General features: G+C 70.1%; 17 protein-coding genes and 1 pseudogene. 10 read left to right on the forward strand and 8 right to left on the reverse strand.

What is annotated here, in order from left to right; all coding sequences use genetic code 11:
* Positions 1–13: 13 nt before the first annotated feature.
* Together ACGFNP_RS55160 and ACGFNP_RS55165 are read right to left on the reverse strand one after the other, a co-directional pair.
* A complete protein-coding gene (locus tag ACGFNP_RS55160; RefSeq protein WP_358318262.1) occupies positions 14–946 on the reverse strand; it encodes a serine/threonine dehydratase in 933 nt (310 codons plus the stop codon).
* 24 nt (positions 947–970) lie between these two features.
* Positions 971–2,146: an aminotransferase class I/II-fold pyridoxal phosphate-dependent enzyme gene (locus ACGFNP_RS55165; protein WP_358318261.1), complete on the reverse strand. Its 1,176-nt coding sequence runs from the start codon at positions 2,144–2,146 to the stop codon at positions 971–973.
* A 60-nt stretch (positions 2,147–2,206) separates the two neighbouring features.
* On the opposite strand from ACGFNP_RS55165, the gene ACGFNP_RS55170 reads away from it, so the two are divergent.
* Genes ACGFNP_RS55170 through ACGFNP_RS55195 form a run of 6 tightly spaced genes read left to right on the forward strand, consistent with a single transcriptional unit; the run spans position 2,207 to position 7,737 of the window.
* Positions 2,207–3,640: a PLP-dependent aminotransferase family protein gene (locus tag ACGFNP_RS55170; RefSeq protein ID WP_393332305.1), complete on the forward strand. Its 1,434-nt coding sequence runs from the start codon at positions 2,207–2,209 to the stop codon at positions 3,638–3,640.
* 57 nt (positions 3,641–3,697) lie between these two features.
* Positions 3,698–4,384 carry an alpha/beta hydrolase gene (locus ACGFNP_RS55175; RefSeq protein ID WP_393332308.1) on the forward strand — a complete coding sequence of 229 codons (687 nt, stop codon included), beginning with the start codon at positions 3,698–3,700 and terminating at the stop codon, positions 4,382–4,384.
* Between the two features lie 45 nt (positions 4,385–4,429).
* On the forward strand, positions 4,430–5,317 hold the full coding sequence (locus tag ACGFNP_RS55180) for an ABC transporter ATP-binding protein (protein WP_393332311.1): 888 nt from the start codon (positions 4,430–4,432) through the stop codon (positions 5,315–5,317).
* Positions 5,314–6,039: an ABC transporter permease gene (locus tag ACGFNP_RS55185; RefSeq protein WP_358318257.1), complete on the forward strand. Its 726-nt coding sequence runs from the start codon at positions 5,314–5,316 to the stop codon at positions 6,037–6,039. Before ACGFNP_RS55180 ends, ACGFNP_RS55185 begins: the two co-directional genes overlap by 4 nt.
* Positions 6,040–6,049: 10 nt before the next feature.
* The gene (locus ACGFNP_RS55190) at positions 6,050–7,132 is read left to right on the forward strand and encodes a sensor histidine kinase (RefSeq protein WP_393332314.1); all 1,083 of its coding nucleotides are present in this window, start codon (positions 6,050–6,052) and stop codon (positions 7,130–7,132) included.
* On the forward strand, positions 7,129–7,737 hold the full coding sequence (locus ACGFNP_RS55195) for a response regulator transcription factor (protein ID WP_358318254.1): 609 nt from the start codon (positions 7,129–7,131) through the stop codon (positions 7,735–7,737). The genes ACGFNP_RS55190 and ACGFNP_RS55195 overlap by 4 nt, the downstream gene beginning before the upstream one ends.
* Before the next feature lie 3 nt (positions 7,738–7,740).
* Here the strand turns inward: ACGFNP_RS55195 and npdG are convergent, their stop codons facing one another.
* Positions 7,741–8,391 (reverse strand): NADPH-dependent F420 reductase, encoded by a 651-nt coding sequence (gene npdG, locus ACGFNP_RS55200; RefSeq protein ID WP_358318253.1) that lies wholly within the window; start codon positions 8,389–8,391, stop codon positions 7,741–7,743.
* Positions 8,392–8,500: 109 nt separating this feature from the next.
* Here npdG and ACGFNP_RS55205 point away from each other — a divergent pair, with 109 nt between their 5' ends.
* The 4 genes and pseudogenes from ACGFNP_RS55205 (at position 8,501) to ACGFNP_RS55220 (ending at position 14,481) form a co-directional block, all read left to right on the forward strand.
* Positions 8,501–11,044: a M14 family zinc carboxypeptidase gene (locus tag ACGFNP_RS55205; protein ID WP_393332318.1), complete on the forward strand. Its 2,544-nt coding sequence runs from the start codon at positions 8,501–8,503 to the stop codon at positions 11,042–11,044.
* A gap of 224 nt (positions 11,045–11,268) precedes the next feature.
* Positions 11,269–11,664 (forward strand): annotated as a pseudogene (tnpA, locus tag ACGFNP_RS55210) (IS200/IS605 family transposase).
* Between the two features lie 6 nt (positions 11,665–11,670).
* Positions 11,671–12,960: an RNA-guided endonuclease InsQ/TnpB family protein gene (locus ACGFNP_RS55215; protein WP_393332321.1), complete on the forward strand. Its 1,290-nt coding sequence runs from the start codon at positions 11,671–11,673 to the stop codon at positions 12,958–12,960.
* A gap of 105 nt (positions 12,961–13,065) precedes the next feature.
* Positions 13,066–14,481: a hypothetical protein gene (locus ACGFNP_RS55220; protein WP_358318250.1), complete on the forward strand. Its 1,416-nt coding sequence runs from the start codon at positions 13,066–13,068 to the stop codon at positions 14,479–14,481.
* A 50-nt stretch (positions 14,482–14,531) separates the two neighbouring features.
* Here ACGFNP_RS55220 and ACGFNP_RS55225 read toward each other — a convergent pair whose 3' ends face one another.
* From ACGFNP_RS55225 to ACGFNP_RS55245, 5 genes are all read right to left on the reverse strand, one after another.
* Positions 14,532–14,975: a hypothetical protein gene (locus tag ACGFNP_RS55225; RefSeq protein ID WP_358318249.1), complete on the reverse strand. Its 444-nt coding sequence runs from the start codon at positions 14,973–14,975 to the stop codon at positions 14,532–14,534.
* Positions 14,976–15,135: 160 nt separating this feature from the next.
* A complete protein-coding gene (locus tag ACGFNP_RS55230) occupies positions 15,136–15,399 on the reverse strand; it encodes a DUF3817 domain-containing protein (RefSeq protein ID WP_393332325.1) in 264 nt (87 codons plus the stop codon).
* Positions 15,400–15,405: 6 nt separating this feature from the next.
* On the reverse strand, positions 15,406–15,879 hold the full coding sequence (locus ACGFNP_RS55235) for a hypothetical protein (RefSeq protein WP_358318247.1): 474 nt from the start codon (positions 15,877–15,879) through the stop codon (positions 15,406–15,408).
* Positions 15,880–16,103: 224 nt separating this feature from the next.
* Positions 16,104–16,865: a hypothetical protein gene (locus ACGFNP_RS55240; RefSeq protein WP_393332329.1), complete on the reverse strand. Its 762-nt coding sequence runs from the start codon at positions 16,863–16,865 to the stop codon at positions 16,104–16,106.
* A 23-nt stretch (positions 16,866–16,888) separates the two neighbouring features.
* Positions 16,889–17,848, reverse strand: a complete 960-nt coding sequence (locus ACGFNP_RS55245) for a DJ-1/PfpI family protein (RefSeq protein ID WP_358318245.1) — start codon at positions 17,846–17,848, stop codon at positions 16,889–16,891.
* Between the last annotated feature and the right edge of the window lie 146 nt (positions 17,849–17,994).

The raw sequence follows: 17,994 nt of genomic DNA on the forward strand, positions 1-17,994 counted from the left end.
CCGGACCGGCCTGTCAGGCCAGCGTGGCGGGGTCGGTGTTCGAGCCGCACACCACCACCGCGACCCGCTCGCCGTCCGCCGGGACGTACGCCCCCGACAGCAGCGCGGCGTACGCGGCCGCGCCCGCGTGTTCGGTGACCATTCGGTGCTCCGTCCAGAGGGCGCGGCGGGCGGCCACGATCGCGTCGTCGGCCACCAGCACGCTCTGGACGTCCGCCCGGGAGAGGATGTCGTAGGCGATGCCGCCGAGCCGGCTGGCACCCAGCGCGTCCGCTCCCACGCCGCTCACCCGCACCGGCACCGGGTGGCCCGCCCGCAGCGCCTCATGCAGGGTCGGGCACAGCAGGGGTTCGACGGCGACGATCCGCGGCCCGTTCCCGCCGGCGGTTCCGGCGCCCACCGTGATGCCCGCGGCGAACCCGCCGCCGCCGACGGCCACCACCACCGTGTCCACGCCTCCGGTCTGCGCCATCAGCTCCAGCCCCGTGGTCCCCTGTCCCGCCACGACCTCCGGCTGGTCATAGGCGTGCACCTGAAGCGCTCCGGTCTCCGCCGCCCGCTTGCCCGCCGCCTCGGCCGCCTCCGCGTAGATGGCCCCGACCTGGTTGACCTCCGCGCCCAGTGTCCGCAGCCCCGCCACCTTCACCGGGCTGCTCACCTCCGGTACGAAGATCTCCGCCCGGACGCCCAGCGCCTTCGCGGCGTAGGCGACGGCGAGTCCGTGGTTGCCGCCACTGGCCGCGATCACCCCGCTCGGCGGCAGCGCACCGGCCGCCAGGATGCGGTTGAACGCCCCCCGCACCTTGAACGACCCTGAGTGCTGCAGCTGCTCCAGCTTGAGGAACAGCCCGGGAGAGACCTCGAGCACCGGCGTACGCAGCACGTGCCCGCCGATCCGCTCGGCCGCGCTCGCCACGTCATCGTAGGTCACCGTAATCGTAGGCATTTAGGAAGTTTCCTAAATGCCTAATCACTCTGTCAACGCCTGCGAGATGTCCGCCCACAGGTCCTCGGGGTGCTCGATGCCCACGGCGATGCGTACGGTGCCCTCGCCGATCCCATGCCTGGCCAGTTCGTCGGCACTGAGCGCGCGGTGCGACGTGGACGCCGGGTGCAGGACGAGGGTCTCGACACCGCCCAGCGAGGGAGCCAGCAGCGCCAGCCGGATCGAGCTCATGAACTTCTCCCCCGCGGCGCGGCCACCGGCCAGGTCGAAGGAGAACACGCCGCCGAAGTCGGGCAGGAGCTTGGCCGCGAGCTCGTACGAGGGATGCGACGGCAGCCCCGGCCAGTGCACGGCGGCGACCGCCGGATGCTCGGCGAGCCGGGTGGCGAGCAGCCGGGCGTTGGCGCAGTGGCGTTCCATGCGTAGCGCCAGCGTCTGGATTCCGCGCAGCGTGAGCCAGGCGGCGAACGGGTCCGCGGAGGCGCCCAGCTCGATCGCGAAGTGCCACGCCTTCTTGTACAGCTCGTCGTCGGCGAAGACCGCCATGCCGCCCACCACATCCGTGTGCCCGGACAGGTACTTGGTCGTGGAGTGGACGACGATGTCGGCGCCGTGTTCGAGGGGGCGGCACAGCATGGGCGTGGCGAAGGTGTTGTCCACGACCGACACGAGGCCGAGCTCCCGGGCGACGGCGCACATTCCGGGCAGGTCGGCGACCTGGGCGATCGGGTTGGCGATGGTCTCCAGGTAGACCAGCTTGGTCTCGGGGCGTACGGCGGCGCGCAGGGCCTCGGGGTCGTCCTCGGGCACGTAGCTGACCTCGATGCCGAACCTGCCGACCAGGTCGTTGATCATCGCGGCCGTGCCGCCGTACAGGGCCTTCTGGGCGATCAGGTGGTCGCCCGGCTTGAGCAGGCCGAGCAGGACGGTGTTGATGGCGCCCATGCCGGAGCCGGTGGCCAGGGCGGCGACCCCGCCTTCGAGGCCGGAGACGGCCATTTCCAGCGAGCGGACGGTGGGGTTGGTGTAGCGCCCGTACACGAACGGGCCGTCGGGGCGGCCCATCGCGTCGGCCATCACCGCCGGGTCGTCGAAGACGAAGCCGGAGGTCTGGTAGATGGGCATGGTGATCGGACGGCTGCCCTCGATGGACGGCTGGGGCAGATGCACGGCTCGGGTCTCGGGGTGCAGTTCGCTCATGTCCCTCAGGATGTACCGAGAGCTGGCTCATTGTCAGATCCAATGGTGGAGAATTGGTCCATGAATGGGGCCAATCTCGATGATCTCGTTGACCTGCTGGGCCGCTGGGCGTCCGGACGCGGGCCCCTCTACCTGCTGCTCACCGGCCGCCTGCGGGCGCTCATCGACGACGGCGTGCTGCCGCCCGGTGAGCAGTTGCCGCCCGACCGGGTGCTGGCCGGCCGGCTGGCGGTCGGCCGGGGCACCGTGGTCGCCGCCTACGACCTGCTCCAGCAGGAGGGCCGGGTGGTGCGCCGCCAGGGCAGCGGCACCCGCGTCGCGCACTGCGACCTGCCTTCCACCCGTTCCACGGACGGCGTCGTCGCGAACCCGCTGCTCATGCACATCCTCAATCCCCCGGACGGCGTGCAACTGCTGACCTGCGCCGCCCCCGACCTCCCGCCGTACGAGCTGGTCGAGGCGTACCAGGAGGCGGCCACCCGCCTCGTCGGCCTGCGCGACCTGGGCTACCAGCCGGCCGGGAGCCCCGTCCTGCGCGAGGCCGTCGCCGCCTACTACCGCGAACGCGGCGTGCCCACCACCGCCGCGGAGATCCTGGTGACGAACGGCGCCCAGCAGGCGCTGACGCTGCTGGCCGGGCTGCTGGTGGCGCCGGGCGACACCGTGCTGACGGAGTCGCCGACGTACCCGGGCGCGGTGGAGGTGTTCAGGCACGCCGCCGCGGCCGTCCGGCCGGTGCAGCTGGACCCGGTCCCGGCCGAGGCGATGCGCGAACGGCCGGCCCTCGTGTACGCCGTGCCGACCGCCAGCAACCCGAGCGGCTCGATCATGGAATCGGCCGATCGGCGGCGCCTGGCCGAGCTCGCCGCCGAGCACGACGTGCCGGTGATCGACGACGAGGTCTGCGCCGAGCTCTGCTTCTCGGGCGTGACCCCGCCACCGCTGGCCGCCTACCGCTCCGCCGAACAGGTGATCACGATCGCCTCGCTGAGCAAGCTGGTCTGGGGCGGGCTGCGGGTGGGCTGGATCCGGGCGGCCGCGCCGCTGGTGTCGCGGCTGGCCCGGCTGCGGGCCGTACACGATCTGGGGGGTGAGGTCCTCGGGCAGCTCGCCGCCGCCACGCTGCTCGGGCGGCTCGACGAGATCAGGCGGGCGCGCGTACGGACGCTGCGGGCGCGTCACGACCACCTCTGCGCCGAACTGCGCGAACACCTGCCCACGTGGGAGTTCGAACCCGCACTCGGCGGCCAGACGATCTGGGTACGGCTGCCACGCGGCGAGGCCGACTCGTTCGCCCAGGTGGCGCTCAGACACGGCGTCGCGGTGCCGCCGGGGCGCTCGTTCGACCCGCTCGGCGGGCACGCCGAGTACATGCGGCTGCACTTCCTGTTCCCCGAGGAGGAGCTGTCGCAGGCGGTCGCCGCTCTGGCGCGGGCCTGGCGTTCCTATGACGGCGTCCGCGAGCCCTCCGCCCGCCACACGCTGATCGTCTGAGTCCGCCATCAGCTGACAACGGGGTGACCGGGCCGCCGCCTGCGGGAAAGTAGACGTATGAACGTGACGTTCGTGCTCGTGCACAGCCCGTCAGTGGGGCCTTCGACCTGGACGCCGGTGGCCCGGGCCCTGGAGCGCCGGGGATACGCCGCCGTGGTGCCCGACCTGACCGAGGTGGCGCGGCGCGGCGCGCCGTACTGGCCGCGGGTGGTGGAGGCGGTGCGCGCGGCGGCGCCCGAGACGCCGATCGTGCTGGTCCCGCACAGCAACGCGGGCCTCTTCGTGCCGGTGATCAAGGAGGGGCTGGGCGATCGGGTGGTGTCGTGCGTGTTCGCCGACGCGCATCTGCCGCCCCGTGACGGGCTGGTGCGGGCGGCGCAGGAGGAGTTCCTGCCGTTCCTGCGTGATCTGGCGGACGCGGACGGCGTGCTGCCGCGCTGGACCGACTGGTGGAGCGACGACGACGTGGCCGCCCTACTGCCCGATCCGCGGGTCCGGGCCGTGGTGGTCGAGGAGCAGCCGCGCCTGCCGCTCGGCTACTACACCGACCCCATTCCCGTCCCCGCCGGTTGGGACGAGGTCAGATGCGCCTACCTCTGGTACTGCCCGCCCTACGACAAGATCGCCGAGGAGGCGCATGGCCGGGGCTGGCCCGTGCTACGGACCCCCGGCGAGCACCTTCAGCAGGTCGTCGATCCCGAGGGGGTGACCGACGCGCTGCTGAAGCTCTCCCGGAAGTCGTGAATTCTTCACTGGGGCCCATCCTCATATCCCGAAATAGTCGTAGGCATGACAGCGATTCGGGTGGAAGAGCTCAGGAAGAGCTACGGGGACTTCGCGGCGGTGAAGGGCATCTCGTTCGAGGTGGCCGACGGGGAGATCTTCGCGCTCCTGGGCAGGAACGGCGCGGGCAAGACCACGACGATCGAGCTGCTGGCCGGGTTCCAGCAGCCGGACGGGGGCGCCTGCCGGGTGCTCGGCCTCGACCCGGCCCGGGACCGGGCGGCCGTCAGGCGGCGCACCGGCATCATGCTGCAGGAGGCCGGGTTCTTCCAGGACCTGACGGTGGCGCGGACCGTCGACACCTGGCGTGACTTCACCGCCGCGCCACGGCCCCGCGACGAGGCGCTGGAGCTGGCGGGCCTGCTGCCGAAGGCGGGCACCCGGGTGCGCCAGCTCTCCGGCGGCGAGAAGCGGCGGCTCGACCTGGCGCTGGCCCTGCTGGGCCGTCCCGACGTCCTGTTCCTGGACGAGCCGACCACCGGGATGGATCCCGAGGCCCGCAGGAACACCTGGGACGTCGTACGCGAGTTGGCCGGGCAGGGCACCACGATCCTGCTGACCACCCACTACCTGGACGAGGCGCAGCGGCTGGCCGGCTCGATGGCCGTCATGGACGAAGGCGAGATCGTCGCGTCCGGCGGGATGGCGGAGACGCTCGCCGCGCGGAGCGGGCGGGTGGCGTTCCGGCTGCCTCCGGGGACCTCACCGGCTGACCTGCCGCTCCCGGTGACCCTGGAGGGCGAGACGGCCGTGTGCCGGGCGGCCGACCCCGACCTGGCCGCGCAGACGCTGCTGAGCTGGGCCGCCGAACGCGGCCTGCGGCTGGCGGGCCTGGAGGTCCGCACCGCCACCCTCGAAGACCTCTTCCTCGACCTGTCCGGGAGCCACCGATGAGCTACGCCGCCACCTACCGGCTCGGTACCAGCCTGTTCTGGCGGGACCGGGCGATGCTGTTCGCCTCGGTGATCACGCCCGTGGGGCTGAGCGTCGGCCTGCCGGTGCTCATGCGGCACGTGACGGCCGACGGGGTGGCCGACGCCACCCAGCTGTCCCAGGGCACGACCTCGATCCTGCTGTCGATCACCGCGTTCATGAACGTCGCCGTGGCGCTGACGACCCGCCGCGACCAGCTGGTGCTCAAGCGGCTGCGCGCCACCGGCCTGACCGACGGGCAGATCCTCGCCGGCCAGATCGCCAGCACCGCCACGCAGACCATGATTCTGATCGCGGTGTGCACGGTGGCGGTGCGCCTGCTCGCCGACGTGCCGTTCCCGGCGAACCCGCTGGTCTTCGCGGGCGCCGTCGTCGCGGGCTCCGTCGTCCTGGCCACGCTCGGCGTCGCCTACACCGCCGTGATCCCGCGCACCGAACTGGCGGCCGCCGCCACGATGCCCGTCTTCCTGCTGGCCGCGATCGCCACCGGCGTGATGGGTCCGATCCGCGACGTCCTGCCCGCCTGGGTGGGCTCCGCACTCGACCTGCTGCCCACCTCCGCCGTGGTGCACGCCATCAGGACCGGCGAGGCGGCGCTGCCCGCGCTGAACCTGGCCGTGTGGGCGGTGGTCGGCGTCGTGGCGATCCGGCTCTGGTTCCGGTGGGAACCCCGGCGGTCATAATGAGCCGGTCATGAACTCGTCCTCCGCGCAGCGGCTCGCCCGTGTCCTGATCACGACCGTCTCGGTCGCGTACTCGCTGATCGGGCTCATCTACTTCACCAGCGGCCCGCGTAACGGGTTCGTGGCGAGCGCGGCCGTGATCGGCGTCGTCGTGACCCATTACCTGAACATGCGGGCGGGGTTGCGGGGCGAGCGGCCACCTCTGTTCCCGCTCACGCTGGTGCTGCAGGCGGTCGCCACGTACGTGCCCGACTTCCTGCTGCCGTCCGGCTGGTCGGCCGTGTCGGCGCCGATGCTGGCCGGGAGCCTGCTGGTCTTCCTGCCGCTGCGCTGGAGCGGTCCGCTGGTCGGCGCGATGACACTGTGGACCGGCGGCTCGATCTTCGTCTGGTCCGCCAACCCGGTGATCGCCCTGTTCTACGGCCTGTCCGTGGCCACCACCGGCACGATGATCTACGCCATGGTCCGGTTCGTCCGCGTGACCGTCGACCTCGAACACGCCCGCGCCGAACTCGCCGAGGCCGCCGTCCTGAAGGAACGGCTCCGCATCTCCCGTGACCTGCACGACGGGCTCGGCCGCAGCCTGACGGCGATCGCCCTCAAGGGCGACCTGGCCGGCCGCCTGATGGACCGCGACCCCGCCGCGGCGCGTGGCGAGGTGGGCGAACTGGTGCAGGTGGCCAGGGAGGCGGCGCAGGACGTACGGCAGGTGGCGCGGGGCTATCGGGAGTTGTCGCTGGTGAGCGAGGTGGATCGGGCGGTGGCGCTGCTGGAGACGTCGGGGGTCGGTTGCCAGGCGCACCTGGCAGACGCCGCGCTGCCGAGGCAGTCGGAGGCGGCGCTGGCGTGGGGCGTGCGGGAGGCGGTCACCAACGTCCTGCGGCACAGTCGCGCCACCACCTGCACGATCAGTACGTCCTTGAAAGAGGGCCGACTCCGGCTGGAAGTGGTCAACGACGGCGCCCCAGCCGCCTACGACCCCGGCGGTGGACTGACGGGGCTGGCGGGGCGGGCTGCCCAGGCGGGCGGGACGGCCGAAGCGTCCGCGACCGGCACCGGCGGGTTCCGCCTGACGATGGAGGTGCCCGCGTGATCCGGGTCCTGCTGGCCGAGGACATGCACATGATCAGGGCGGCCCTCACCGCCCTGCTCCGCCTGGAGCCGGACATCGAGGTGGCGGCCGAGGTGACGCGCGGCGACGAGATCGTACCCGCCGCGCTGAAGACCCGCCCCGACGTGGCGATCGTGGACATCGACCTGCCGGTGATCGACGGCATCACCGCCGCCGCCGAGCTACGCGAACGGCTCCCGTCGTGCCGTGTCCTGATCCTCACGGCGATGGGCCAGCCCGGCCAGGTACGCCGGGCGCTCGCCGCGGGCATCGAGGCGTTCCTGGTCAAGGACGCGCCCGGCGACCGCCTCGCCGACGCCATCAGACGCACCGCCGCCGGACTCCGCGTGCTGGACGCGGAGCTGGTGGCATCGGCGATGGAGTACGGCGAGAGCCCCCTCACCCAGCGGGAGACCACCGTGCTGAGGCAGGCCGCCAGGGGCGCGTCGGCCGAGGAGATCGCCGCCCGCCTCCACCTGTCGGCGGGCACCGTCCGCAACTACCTCACGGGGGCGATCACGAAGACGGGCGCCCGCAACAAGATCGACGCCATCCGCATCGCCGAAGACGCGGGCTGGCTCCTCTGACGGTCAGACGTCGGTGACGCGTACTCCGGCGTGGGCCTTGTAGCGGCGGTTGATGGAGATCAGGTTCGCCGTCAGCGCCTCGACCTGGAAGGCGTTGCGCAGCCGGCCACCATAGACACCGCGCACCCCGGGGATGACCGCCGCGAGCGCCTGTACCGTATCGGTGGCCTCGCGGTCGTCACCGAGCACCAGAACGTCCAGATCGACCTTGTCCACCGCCGGGTCCAGCAACACCACGGCCGACACGTGGTGGAACGCCGCCACCACCCGGCTGTCCGGCAGCACCGCCGCGGCCTGCTGGGCGGCACTCCCCTCCTCGACGGGCAGCGCGTAGGCGCCCTGCTTGTCGAACCCCAGCGGATTGACGCAGTCGACCACGATCTTGCCGGCCAGCTCGGTACGCAGCGACTCCAGCAGCGCCTTGTGCCCGTCGTACGGCACCGCGACGATCACCAGGTCGGCCTCGGTGGCGACCACCGCGTTCTCGGCCCCCCGAGCGCCGGAGCCGATCGACTCGGCCGCCTCCTGAGCCCGCCCCGCGCTCCGCGAACCGATCAGCACCGGGTGCCCGGCCAGCGCGAACCGCCGCGCGAGCCCCTTCCCCTGGTCTCCGGTCCCGCCGAGGATCCCGATCGAAACACCGTTCACAGTCATTCCGCATTCTTATCAGCCCGTTTCACGGCTGAGAACGCCGGGGCTGGTGCGTGGACTCGCTTCGTGGTACGGATCCGGCGAGATCACTTCCGTACCAGGGAGGTCTTCCTTGCGTTTATCCATCGCCCTCTTGAGCATCGCCATTCTCCTCACTCCCACGGCCGCGACGGCCCACGCCGTCGAGCCGCCCCCGCCGGCCGTACGGGACTTCGGCAACGGTCCCGAGCGGAACGAGCAGGCGGCAGACGACTCCGCCGAGACCCTCCGCGCCCCCGCTGAGGAGCTGTTCCACGAGCGGGACCGCGGCTACCCCAGGCAGAACCAGCTCCCGATCCCCGCCGAGAACCCCGCCGACGCCTCCATCAAGCTGGGCCTCGTGCCGTACCACGGCATCGCACCCAGGCTGAACGACCTGCAGAAGCGGAGCAAACGGGTGAGCGCCGAGATCATCGGCCGCTCGTACCAGGGCCGCGACCTCTACCTCGTCACCGTCACCGCACCGGAGAGCCGCGACGAGGCGCGCGAGCAGAGCAGGATCCGTGACCGCATCCAGCACGATGCGGCAGCGGCGGCCCGCGACCGGGGGCTGCCCAGGAAGTACAAGGCGCCGCTGTTCGTCAACAACAACATCCACGGCAACGAGTGGGAGGGCACCGACGCCGCTCTGCGCGTGATCGAGGAGCTCGCCACCAGCACGGATCCCCAGGTCGCCGACCTGCTCAGCCACACTCGGCTGTACTTCAACGTGACCGCAAACCCCGACGGCCGCGTCAACGGGGTACGCGTCAACGGCGCGGGCTTCGACCTCAACCGCGACTTCGTCACCGCCTCGCAGCCCGAGGTGCGCGCGATGCGCCAGGTGATGATCGACACCCAGCCGGTCACCATGATCGACCTGCACGGCTACGTCAACGGCACGCTCATCGAGCCCACCACGCCGCCGCACGGAGCCAACTACGAGTACGACCTGTTCATCAAGAACACCTACGCCAACGGGCTCGGCATGGAGGCCGCCATCAAGGCCCTGGGTCACACGCCCGAGGCCGACGGCGTGTACCCGCCGCAGATCCCGTTCCGCGACTCCGCGGAGGGCTGGGACGACTGGCCGCCGATCTTCAGCCCGCAGTACGCGCCGTTCCATGGCGCGGTGGCCTCGCACACCGTCGAGATCCCGCTGCGCGTCAACGGCTCCGACTACACCAATCTGCCCGTCGACGAGCTGCGCCGCCGTTCCGGGATCAACACCGCCATCGCCGCCGCCGCGATCCGGGCGACGTACGGCTTCGTGCGGGCCAGGCACGACCAGCTGATCGCCGACCAGATCGAGGTCTTCCGCCGAGGCGCCGCGGGCGAGCCATCCCGGACCGTGCCGCTCGGCATCGTGCCCGGCTTCGGCCCCGAGGACGTCTACAACACCACCTTCCCCCGGGCGTACGTGATCCCGGCGGGCGGCGGGCAGCGATCCGCCACGGCCGCGGCCCGGCTGGTGGACCACCTCATCGCGAACGACGTCGAGGTGGGGCAGACCAAGCGCTCGTTCCGGACGGACGGCAGAACGTACCCGGCGGGCTCGTACGTCGTCGACATGCGCCAGCCCAAGCGCGGCCTGGCCAACGTGATGCTGGAGGCGGGCGCCGACATCTCACCCAGGGTGGATGCCATGTACGACATCTCCGGCTGGAGCCACGCCCTGCTCTGGGGCGCCACCGTGGACGGCGTCACCTCCCTCCAGGCGCAGGCGGAGCCGGTCAAGGCCGCAGCCCCGACGGGCTCGGTCCCGAGGGGGCAAGGCCCGCTCGCGCTGAAGGTGATCGACGTCAAGGAGGTCATGGCGCTGAATGCGCTGCTGGCCCAGGGCGTCGCGGTGACCTGGGCGAACGACGGCACCGCGATCATCCCGGCGACCGCGCGGCAGGCCGCGCGCACCATGTCCGACCGGTACGGCGTGACGTTCACCCCAGCAGGTTCTGTAACGAGTACGCCGCTGTCCCAGGTGCGGATCGCGGCGGCCACCTCGGCGGACGAGCTGTTCACGCTGCGTGAGCTGGGCTTCCCCGTCACCCCGATCTCCACGGCCATCCTCAACGGCGGCTTCGACTGGAGCGGGACCGATGTGCTCTTCGTCTCCAGCGGGCTGAGCTACGCGGCACTCAACCCGGCGGCCAAGGCGGCACTCGACGCGTTCCTCGCCTCGGGCGGCGTGGTCACCCGAGGCAGCACCGGCGCCGCCTTCAACACGGCCGCCGGACTGCTCACCGCCACGTCCGTCGCCGGGCGCGGCGATGCCAACGGCGTCGCTCGCGTGGTCTCCTCGACCGGTCCTGTGGGCAGTGGCTCGCCCGGCTACTCGTTCGTGTACTCGCCGCGCTGGTTCACCGGGCTCGGCCCCGAGGTCACGGTCGAGCAGACGTACGCGGCCGAGGGACCGCTCGTCTCCGGCCACTGGCGCCCCAACCCCGCCGGGACCGGCGGCCAGGACGCGGCCAGAGGCCAGGCGGCCGTGGTCAGCGGCCGTGACGAGCGGGGCGCGGCCGTGGTGCTGTTCGGCACCGAGCCGATGTTCCGCAACCACCCCAAGGGCCTGTTCCCGCAGGTGGCCAGGGCGCTGTACTGGTCGGCGTCCGTCACGGGCGCGGCCGTCACCACGCCCTGATCCCTTCAGGTCGCCACGCGAAGCGAGCCCACAGCGACCTGTGGGCTCGCACGCGGCCGGGCCTCCTAGGTTGTCCCGTTCTTCAACGACCGCTTTCCCGGCGTTGTCCGGCCGGTTAGTTTCGATCGGAAACCTAGGCGCGGACCCCTGGCTTCAGCCATGGGGGTAAGCCCTTCTGTCGAATCTTTGAGCGGTAGATAGATCAACGCCTTATCTTGATCCGTGTGGCCGTGACCTTGCGGACGAACAGCAACATCGCCTGCCAGCGCGCCTTTCACGTGGTGTGGTGCCTCACATACCGCAGGCGGTGCTGGGCGAACGGATCGAGACCCGGCTGAAAGAGCTGATCCGCGAGGTGAACGAGGAGAAAGGGGGCGTGGCTGGTGGAGATGGAGGTCATGCCCGACCACGTTCACCTGCTGGTCGAGGTGGGTCCGCGGTTCGGGATCCACAAGCTGGTCAAGGCCGTCAAGGGTCGCTCCTTGCGCATCCTGCGTCAGGAGTTCCCGAGCTTGAGGTCGAAGCTGCCGACGCTGTGGGCCAACTCCTCCTTCGTGGCCACGGTGGGCGGGGCGCCCCTGGACGTCGCCACGTGGTACGTCGAGAAGCAGAGCCGGTGATCGCGGATGCTGACCGGACGTAAGTACCGTCTGAATCTGACTCCCGGCCAGGTGGTGTTCGCCGAGCGGATCGGCGGGGCCTGCCGCAGCGTGTGGAACACCGCGCTAGAGCAGCGCCGCGAGTACCGGCGACGCGGTGCGTTCATCGGCTACCACGAACAGGCCGGCCAGCTCGCCGAAGCCAAGCGGGAATTCGCGTGGCTGTGCGAGGTGCCCGGCCACTGCCTTCAGCAGACGCTCATCGACCTGGACCAGGCGTGTTCCCGGCACGGCACGTGGGGGGTCCGTTGGAAGTCCAAGGTCAAGAATCCGCCGTCCTTCCGGTTTCCTGAGGGCGGGAAGATCGCCATCGAGCGGTTGAACCGGCGCTGGGCGCGGGCGAAACTGCCCAAGCTCGGCTGGGTCCGCTTCCGCGTCACCCGCCCGCTGGGCGGGACGGTCAAGAACGCCACCATCAGGCGGGACGACAAGCACTGGTACATCAGCTTCCTCATCGAGGACAGCCTGATCAAGCCTGAGCGGCATGCCCATCCCGGCGGTGCGGTCGGTATCGACCGGGGCGTGGTCAAGGTCGTCACCCGCTCGGATGGACGTTTCCACCATCAGGTGTTCGCCCGGGACCGGGAGGTCGGGCACACCAAGAAGCTCCAGCGGGACTTCGCCCGGACCACGAAGGGATCGGCCCGGCGAAACAAAGCCGCCGCACGGGTCGCCAACCTGGTGCGGAAGATCCGCCGACGCCGGGAGGACTTCGCCGCCAAGACCGCCTGCGCCCTGGCCACGAGCTTTGAGCTGGTGGTGTTCGAGGCGCTGGCGACCAGGAACATGACCGCCCGTGTCGCACCCCGGCCCGACCCCGAACGGCTGGGCGCGTTCCTGCCTAACGGGGGTGCGGGAAAGTCTGGCTTGAACCGGTCCATCCTGGACAAGGGCTGGCATCGGATCGAGTTGGCCACCCGCAGTAAGGCCCGCTACACGGGCACCTGTGTAATCACTGTCAATCCGGCGTATACGAGTCAGACGTGCAACGTGTGCATGGTGGTGGATCGCAAGTCCCGCGAGAGCCAAGCGGCCTTCCGGTGCACCTCGTGCGGACACACCGAGCACGCCGACGTGAACGCCGCCAAGAACATCCTCACCGCCGGGAGGGCGGAGTTCGTGCAGCCCAGACCGGGTGTACGGACTGGGGCGCGCAAACCACGCAACCGCGTGGGCCGCAAGGCGAACCGCCAAGCAACAGCAGCCCAGGCCACCGCGCAGACGGAGCCCGAGCTGGCTGGAATCCCCCGACTTTAGTCGTGGAGAGCGCTTCAACATTAGATCTGGCATCTGATCGGACCTGCTCACGGGCGCGATTCATCCCGCCCGCGGCGCAGTCCATGCAGCGGAGGAATCCCCCTGATGCGAGTTGTCCCCCTGTTGACCACGACGGTCGCCATCCTGGCCGGGTTGACCGGTTTGATCACCCCGGCCACGGCACAGGCCACACCCGCCGATACCGCCCACACGCGGTCCATCGAGGTCCGCCGCAACCACCCGGACACCCGGGTACCCGTCGTAGTGCGGAAGTCCGGCGAGGCACTCATCGACCTGAACGCATCCGCGCCAGGCACGGACTGGGCGAAGGCGGGCGCCGAATCGGCCGTCGTGTCCATCTCAGTCGACAACCGATATGCCGCCGACCTCGTGGTCTCCGGCGGCCAGCCCCTTCACCGCCAGCTCGCGCTGGGCCGACTCACCGCGGGGGTGCACCAACTGCGCCTGCACTTCGCCGTCGAGCGCTCCGCCGCGACGAGCAGATCCGTCGTGCTGGACACGCTGCGGGTCTCAACCTACGCCAAGGGCAGTCCCGAATACCTCGTGCTGCGGTACGTGCCCGTCGTCTATGGCCGCAACATCGCCACCCTCGGAAACCCGTACCAGAACGCGACCACCGACACCCCGCTCATCGCCTGGCACGAGTCGGCACCGGCCACCACACCCGGCCACACGAAGCTCACGTACTCGGTGGTGTGGAGCAACGAGGACGGCGGCACGAACACGCCCGCGCTGATGGCCCGCTGGGGCCGCACGACCGACATCGAGTGGATCTACAGCGTCGAAGTCGACCAGAACGGCGACCGCGTCGAGGGCAGCGACACCTACCAGGCCCCCACCCACCAGACCCTGCACTTCACCGGCCGCTACGAGAACGACCACGCCCTCCTGCAGACCTGTACGTCGAACAACAACATGTGCGACACCGTGGACGACCCCATGCGGTTCTTCCTGTCGTACCTGCCGACGCTGCCGGCCGACCAGGCCCGCGAATACCTCATGGACGCCAACCCCTGGACGTACGAGATCATGGCCAAGGAGATGCTCCGCGAGGGCAAGATCGAGGCCCCCTCGGCCACCACACCGGCCACGCCTGAGGTGAGCGACCAGCGTAACTACCTGTACGCGGTGGTCAAGAAGACCACGCAGCCGGCCAACGCGGGCTCATCCTGGGTCGGCGTCTCGCTCGGCGTACGCCTGGTCAGCGGCGACACCGTCTATCTGTCCAACCATGTGGATCCGACCTGGTCGATCCAGCGCGACGACCCGGCGGCGACCACGGTCGAACTGCCCGCGGGCACGACGGCTGACGACATCGCCGAGGTGACCGCCCACCGCGTCGTGGTCGGCACCGACACCGGCGCCACCGTGCACGTCACCGCGATCAAGCGCGGCTTCCTCCTCGGCCAGAACTATCTCCCCCAGCAGTCGTTCCTGACCTGGAACGGCGACGTCACCCTCAACAGCACCACCACCTCAGCCGTACTCTGGCACCGCTGACCCCACTTGCGTGGCGGGCGCCGGTCGGCGCCCGCCTGCTGGATCGCACGCTAGATGAAGGCGAGCGTCACCATCCAGCACAGCAGCGCACCGAACGCGGTGACCAACCCGACCCGGATCCAGTGCGTGGCGAGCAGCACGCGCAGCAGCCGGTGGTCATTTCGACGGCTGAGGCGGATCTGGAGCGGCGCCCAGTACGTCGCGGTCGCGGCCAGCATGGCCGCCTCGACGGCGAACGCGAGCCAGACGGCCCAGCCCGGCACGTATGACGGCCGCAGGACGATGAGCAACACCGCGCCCAGGAGGGCGAGGCCGTGCGGGACGAACGCCGTGCCCGGCAGGCGCCGCTTGTGGGCCTCGTGGTAGGCGCTCCAGTCCGATTCACTGACCAGCGCCCAGACGGGATAGACCACGACCTGCGTGAGCCAGATGACCCCGACGTTGAACATCGCCACGGTCAGCGTCCCCAGCAGCACGATTTCGCCCGTGTTCATCCGCGTCTCTCCCATGCTCGAGAAGTACTGTCTTCACTGCGCTGACGAGGCGTGCGCTGCGCAGTGGAACCTGATGTCTCTGCCGGACTCGGCCTCGCGCTGAAGATCCCTGACTCGCCGCCGGCGTGGGCGCGGCAGGTCTCCGGCACCGCCAGGCCGGTCAGAGAATGCTTGCTCGGGAACGCTCACGGAGTTGCCACAGCGCGAGCAGTCCACCGATGGCGGGGATGGCGGCGCACCGGCGGGCGCCGGATGAGGCGGTGGCCGGGGCCAGCAGGGCGGCTGAGATGACGACGAGGTAGGCCGTGCCGTGCAGCGGGCCGACGAGGGAGGTGATCGCTTTGCTGTGCGTGGTGAACAGGTTGACCAGCAGAACCAGCAAGGAGGCGGTCTCAACGCCGGCCGCGATCCGCAGTGTGCGCATGTCAGGTCACGCTCCCGGGGCCGCGCCGGGACGTACGATCATCAAAACGACGACGACCGCCCACAGCAGGTTGTAGATGCCGGCGTGCATGGACAGCGTGCGCAGCCGGTCGGGGTCGCCGGATCCGGCGAGCGCGTCGCGCTGGCGCGGATAGATCTGCAGCGCCAGCAGGACGCCCGCGGCGGCGGTGAGGGCAATGGCGACGGTGATCCAGATCTCGCCACTGCGGCCCTGGACGAAGGCCAGGACGATACCGGCGGCCGGCACGATCAAACCGAACGCGCTATAGCCACGGGTGATGCGGTGCAGCGCGACGGACACAGCGCGATTGCGCTCTTGCGCTGCTTCCGGCACAGGCGCGCCGACTGTGACGTCGGCGACGACCGGGAGATAGCGGGGAAACAGGCTCGTCGCGACCGCCGAGCCTCCGACGAACACGATGCCGGCCAGGACATGCACCGACAGCAACAAATGTTCCATGGGTTGTCTCTCTCTGGTTCAGGGCGCCTGGTGCTCAGCACGCAAGCATCAGGCGCCCTGATCGAGGTCTAGGTAGCGAAGTGCGAGCCTGGTTGCTCGCTCTCCGGAAAATTGTGCAGATCATCTGACATATGACGTATGATAACGTCGATCTGAATCAGCCACATATGTTCATGGGCTCGGACAAGGGGCAGCGGCTCAATGAGCCGTGCTGAGACGCGCCGTCAGTCGTCCCAGCCGCTGGCGTCGAGGAAGCCCTGCCAGGTGATGTACGGAGCCTCGGGATGCCGCTGGTGCAGGATCTCGCCGGGCAGGGTCATGGGCGGCGCCTTGCGCGGATCGGCGAGGCCCTGCGCGATGATGGCGTCGGTCAGGACGCGGGCGCCACCGTGGCGGGGGTAGACGGCGTGTACGCGATCGGCATATCCGGCGGGCAGCTCCTCGGGGCCGCCGGTCAGGTCCAGCCCGATGCCGTTCTGGGCGACCGTGATCTCCGGCGGACGCCGGCGGGCGAACACGGGCGACTGGTGGAACCCGCTGGAGGTGTGCAAAGCGATACCGTCCCAGACGGTGTCGATGCGCCGGTCGGTGATGCCTTGCTCCTCCAGGAACCGGGCGGCGAAGTCGGCACCGTCGATCTCGAACCGCTGGCCGGTGTCGGCGCGTTCGGTCAGTCCCATGTCGTGCAGCACGCAGATGAGGAACATGACTTCGGCGTTGTAGTCGTGGCCCGGCCGAAGACCGGACTGCGCGGCGGCCGCTCGGCCGAACAGGAAGCTGCGCAGGCTGTGATTGCGCAGGTACGGCTCCTGCGCGTCCGTCATCAGCCGGTGGGCCGCCTGGGCGATACGGGTGGCGGGAAAGGACAGGTCAGCGTTCTGATCCCCGGCGTCGGCGGCGGAAGCACCAGGCATACCGACCGTCAGACCCGCCAGGCCGGCGAGACCGGCTCCCAGTAACGTGCGGCGGGGCAGGAAAGAGCTCATACGGTCTCCTTGAGACAGTCATGTCATTTGATGAATGAGATGGCGCGGGAGGTGCGGAAGCGTTGGCGATACTCGGTCGGGGTCGTGCCGAGCACGTGCAGGAACGCCCGGCGCATCGACTCATCGGACCCGAAACCACAGCTACGGGCGACCGAGGCCACCCCGACGGCGCTGGTCTCCAGAAGGACCTGCGCCGCCTCCACCCGGACCCGCTCGACGTACTGACCGGGGGTGAGCCCGACCTCACGACGGAACAACCGGGTCAGATGACGCTCGCTCACCGCGGCACGGGCCGCCATCGCGGCGAGGCTGTGGTTCGCCGCCGGTTCGACCGCGACCGCGTCAAGGAGTCGCCGCAACGCGGGGTGGCGTGGCGTAGCGACAGCCTGACGAACGCTGAACTGCGACTGGCCGCCAGGGCGTTGCAGGAACACGACCATGTATTTCGCCACCGCCCGCGCGATGTCCGAACCGTGGTCCTCCTCGACCAGGGCGAGCGCCAGATCGATCCCGGCGGTGACCCCGGCCGAGGTCACCACGGGCCCATCACGAACGTAGATCGCATCGGGCTCCACGGTGACCTGCGGAAACCGGGACGCCAGATCAGCACAGGCGGCCCAGTGCGTCGTGGCCCGCCGCCCATCGAGCAGCCCCGCCTCCGCCAGCAGCAACGCACCCGTGCACACCGAGGCCACCCGACGCGCGCGATGACCGATCTCCCGCAGCAGACTCAGGTACGCCGCGTCAGGGCGGTCACCGTCGGGGGGCGCGTATCCCGGCACCAGCAACGTGTCGACCGGCCCCTCGACATCGCCCAGAGCTAGGTCCGCCCCCAAAGGCACACCGATGTCCGTGCGTACGGGCCGCCCATCTACGGAAGCAAGCCGTATCTGGTAGCCGCCGGACCCGTGCAGAACTTGCACTGGTCCGGCTACGTCCAGCAGCACCACCCCGTCATAGACGGCCACAACCACATCTCCCACCCCACCAGCCTCGCCGCCCCCGGAAAAGTCCACAAGGACGACTAGCCCACAGATCCGGACATTGCGGGTGCGTTCAAATTATTTATTCTGGAATATCAGGGAGTCATTAAAGTCTCATCCAACGGCTCCCCACACAAATTCACTGA

Source organism: Nonomuraea sp. NPDC049269, from assembly GCF_043197155.1.
Lineage (GTDB): Bacteria > Actinomycetota > Actinomycetes > Streptosporangiales > Streptosporangiaceae > Nonomuraea.

Excerpts from the sequence above, each read along its gene's own strand:
- ACGFNP_RS55160 (WP_358318262.1), bottom strand. The coding sequence starts at position 946 with ATGCCTACGATTACGGTGACCTACGATGACGTGGCGAGCGCGGCCGAG.
- ACGFNP_RS55165 (WP_358318261.1), bottom strand. The coding sequence starts at position 2,146 with ATGAGCGAACTGCACCCCGAGACCCGAGCCGTGCATCTGCCCCAGCCG.
- ACGFNP_RS55170 (WP_393332305.1), top strand. The coding sequence starts at position 2,207 with ATGAATGGGGCCAATCTCGATGATCTCGTTGACCTGCTGGGCCGCTGG.
- ACGFNP_RS55175 (WP_393332308.1), top strand. The coding sequence starts at position 3,698 with ATGAACGTGACGTTCGTGCTCGTGCACAGCCCGTCAGTGGGGCCTTCG.
- ACGFNP_RS55180 (WP_393332311.1), top strand. The coding sequence starts at position 4,430 with ATGACAGCGATTCGGGTGGAAGAGCTCAGGAAGAGCTACGGGGACTTC.
- ACGFNP_RS55185 (WP_358318257.1), top strand. The coding sequence starts at position 5,314 with ATGAGCTACGCCGCCACCTACCGGCTCGGTACCAGCCTGTTCTGGCGG.
- ACGFNP_RS55190 (WP_393332314.1), top strand. The coding sequence starts at position 6,050 with ATGAACTCGTCCTCCGCGCAGCGGCTCGCCCGTGTCCTGATCACGACC.
- npdG (WP_358318253.1), bottom strand. The coding sequence starts at position 8,391 with ATGACTGTGAACGGTGTTTCGATCGGGATCCTCGGCGGGACCGGAGAC.
- ACGFNP_RS55215 (WP_393332321.1), top strand. The coding sequence starts at position 11,671 with ATGCTGACCGGACGTAAGTACCGTCTGAATCTGACTCCCGGCCAGGTG.
- ACGFNP_RS55220 (WP_358318250.1), top strand. The coding sequence starts at position 13,066 with ATGCGAGTTGTCCCCCTGTTGACCACGACGGTCGCCATCCTGGCCGGG.
- ACGFNP_RS55225 (WP_358318249.1), bottom strand. The coding sequence starts at position 14,975 with ATGAACACGGGCGAAATCGTGCTGCTGGGGACGCTGACCGTGGCGATG.
- ACGFNP_RS55230 (WP_393332325.1), bottom strand. The coding sequence starts at position 15,399 with ATGCGCACACTGCGGATCGCGGCCGGCGTTGAGACCGCCTCCTTGCTG.
- ACGFNP_RS55235 (WP_358318247.1), bottom strand. The coding sequence starts at position 15,879 with ATGGAACATTTGTTGCTGTCGGTGCATGTCCTGGCCGGCATCGTGTTC.
- ACGFNP_RS55240 (WP_393332329.1), bottom strand. The coding sequence starts at position 16,865 with ATGAGCTCTTTCCTGCCCCGCCGCACGTTACTGGGAGCCGGTCTCGCC.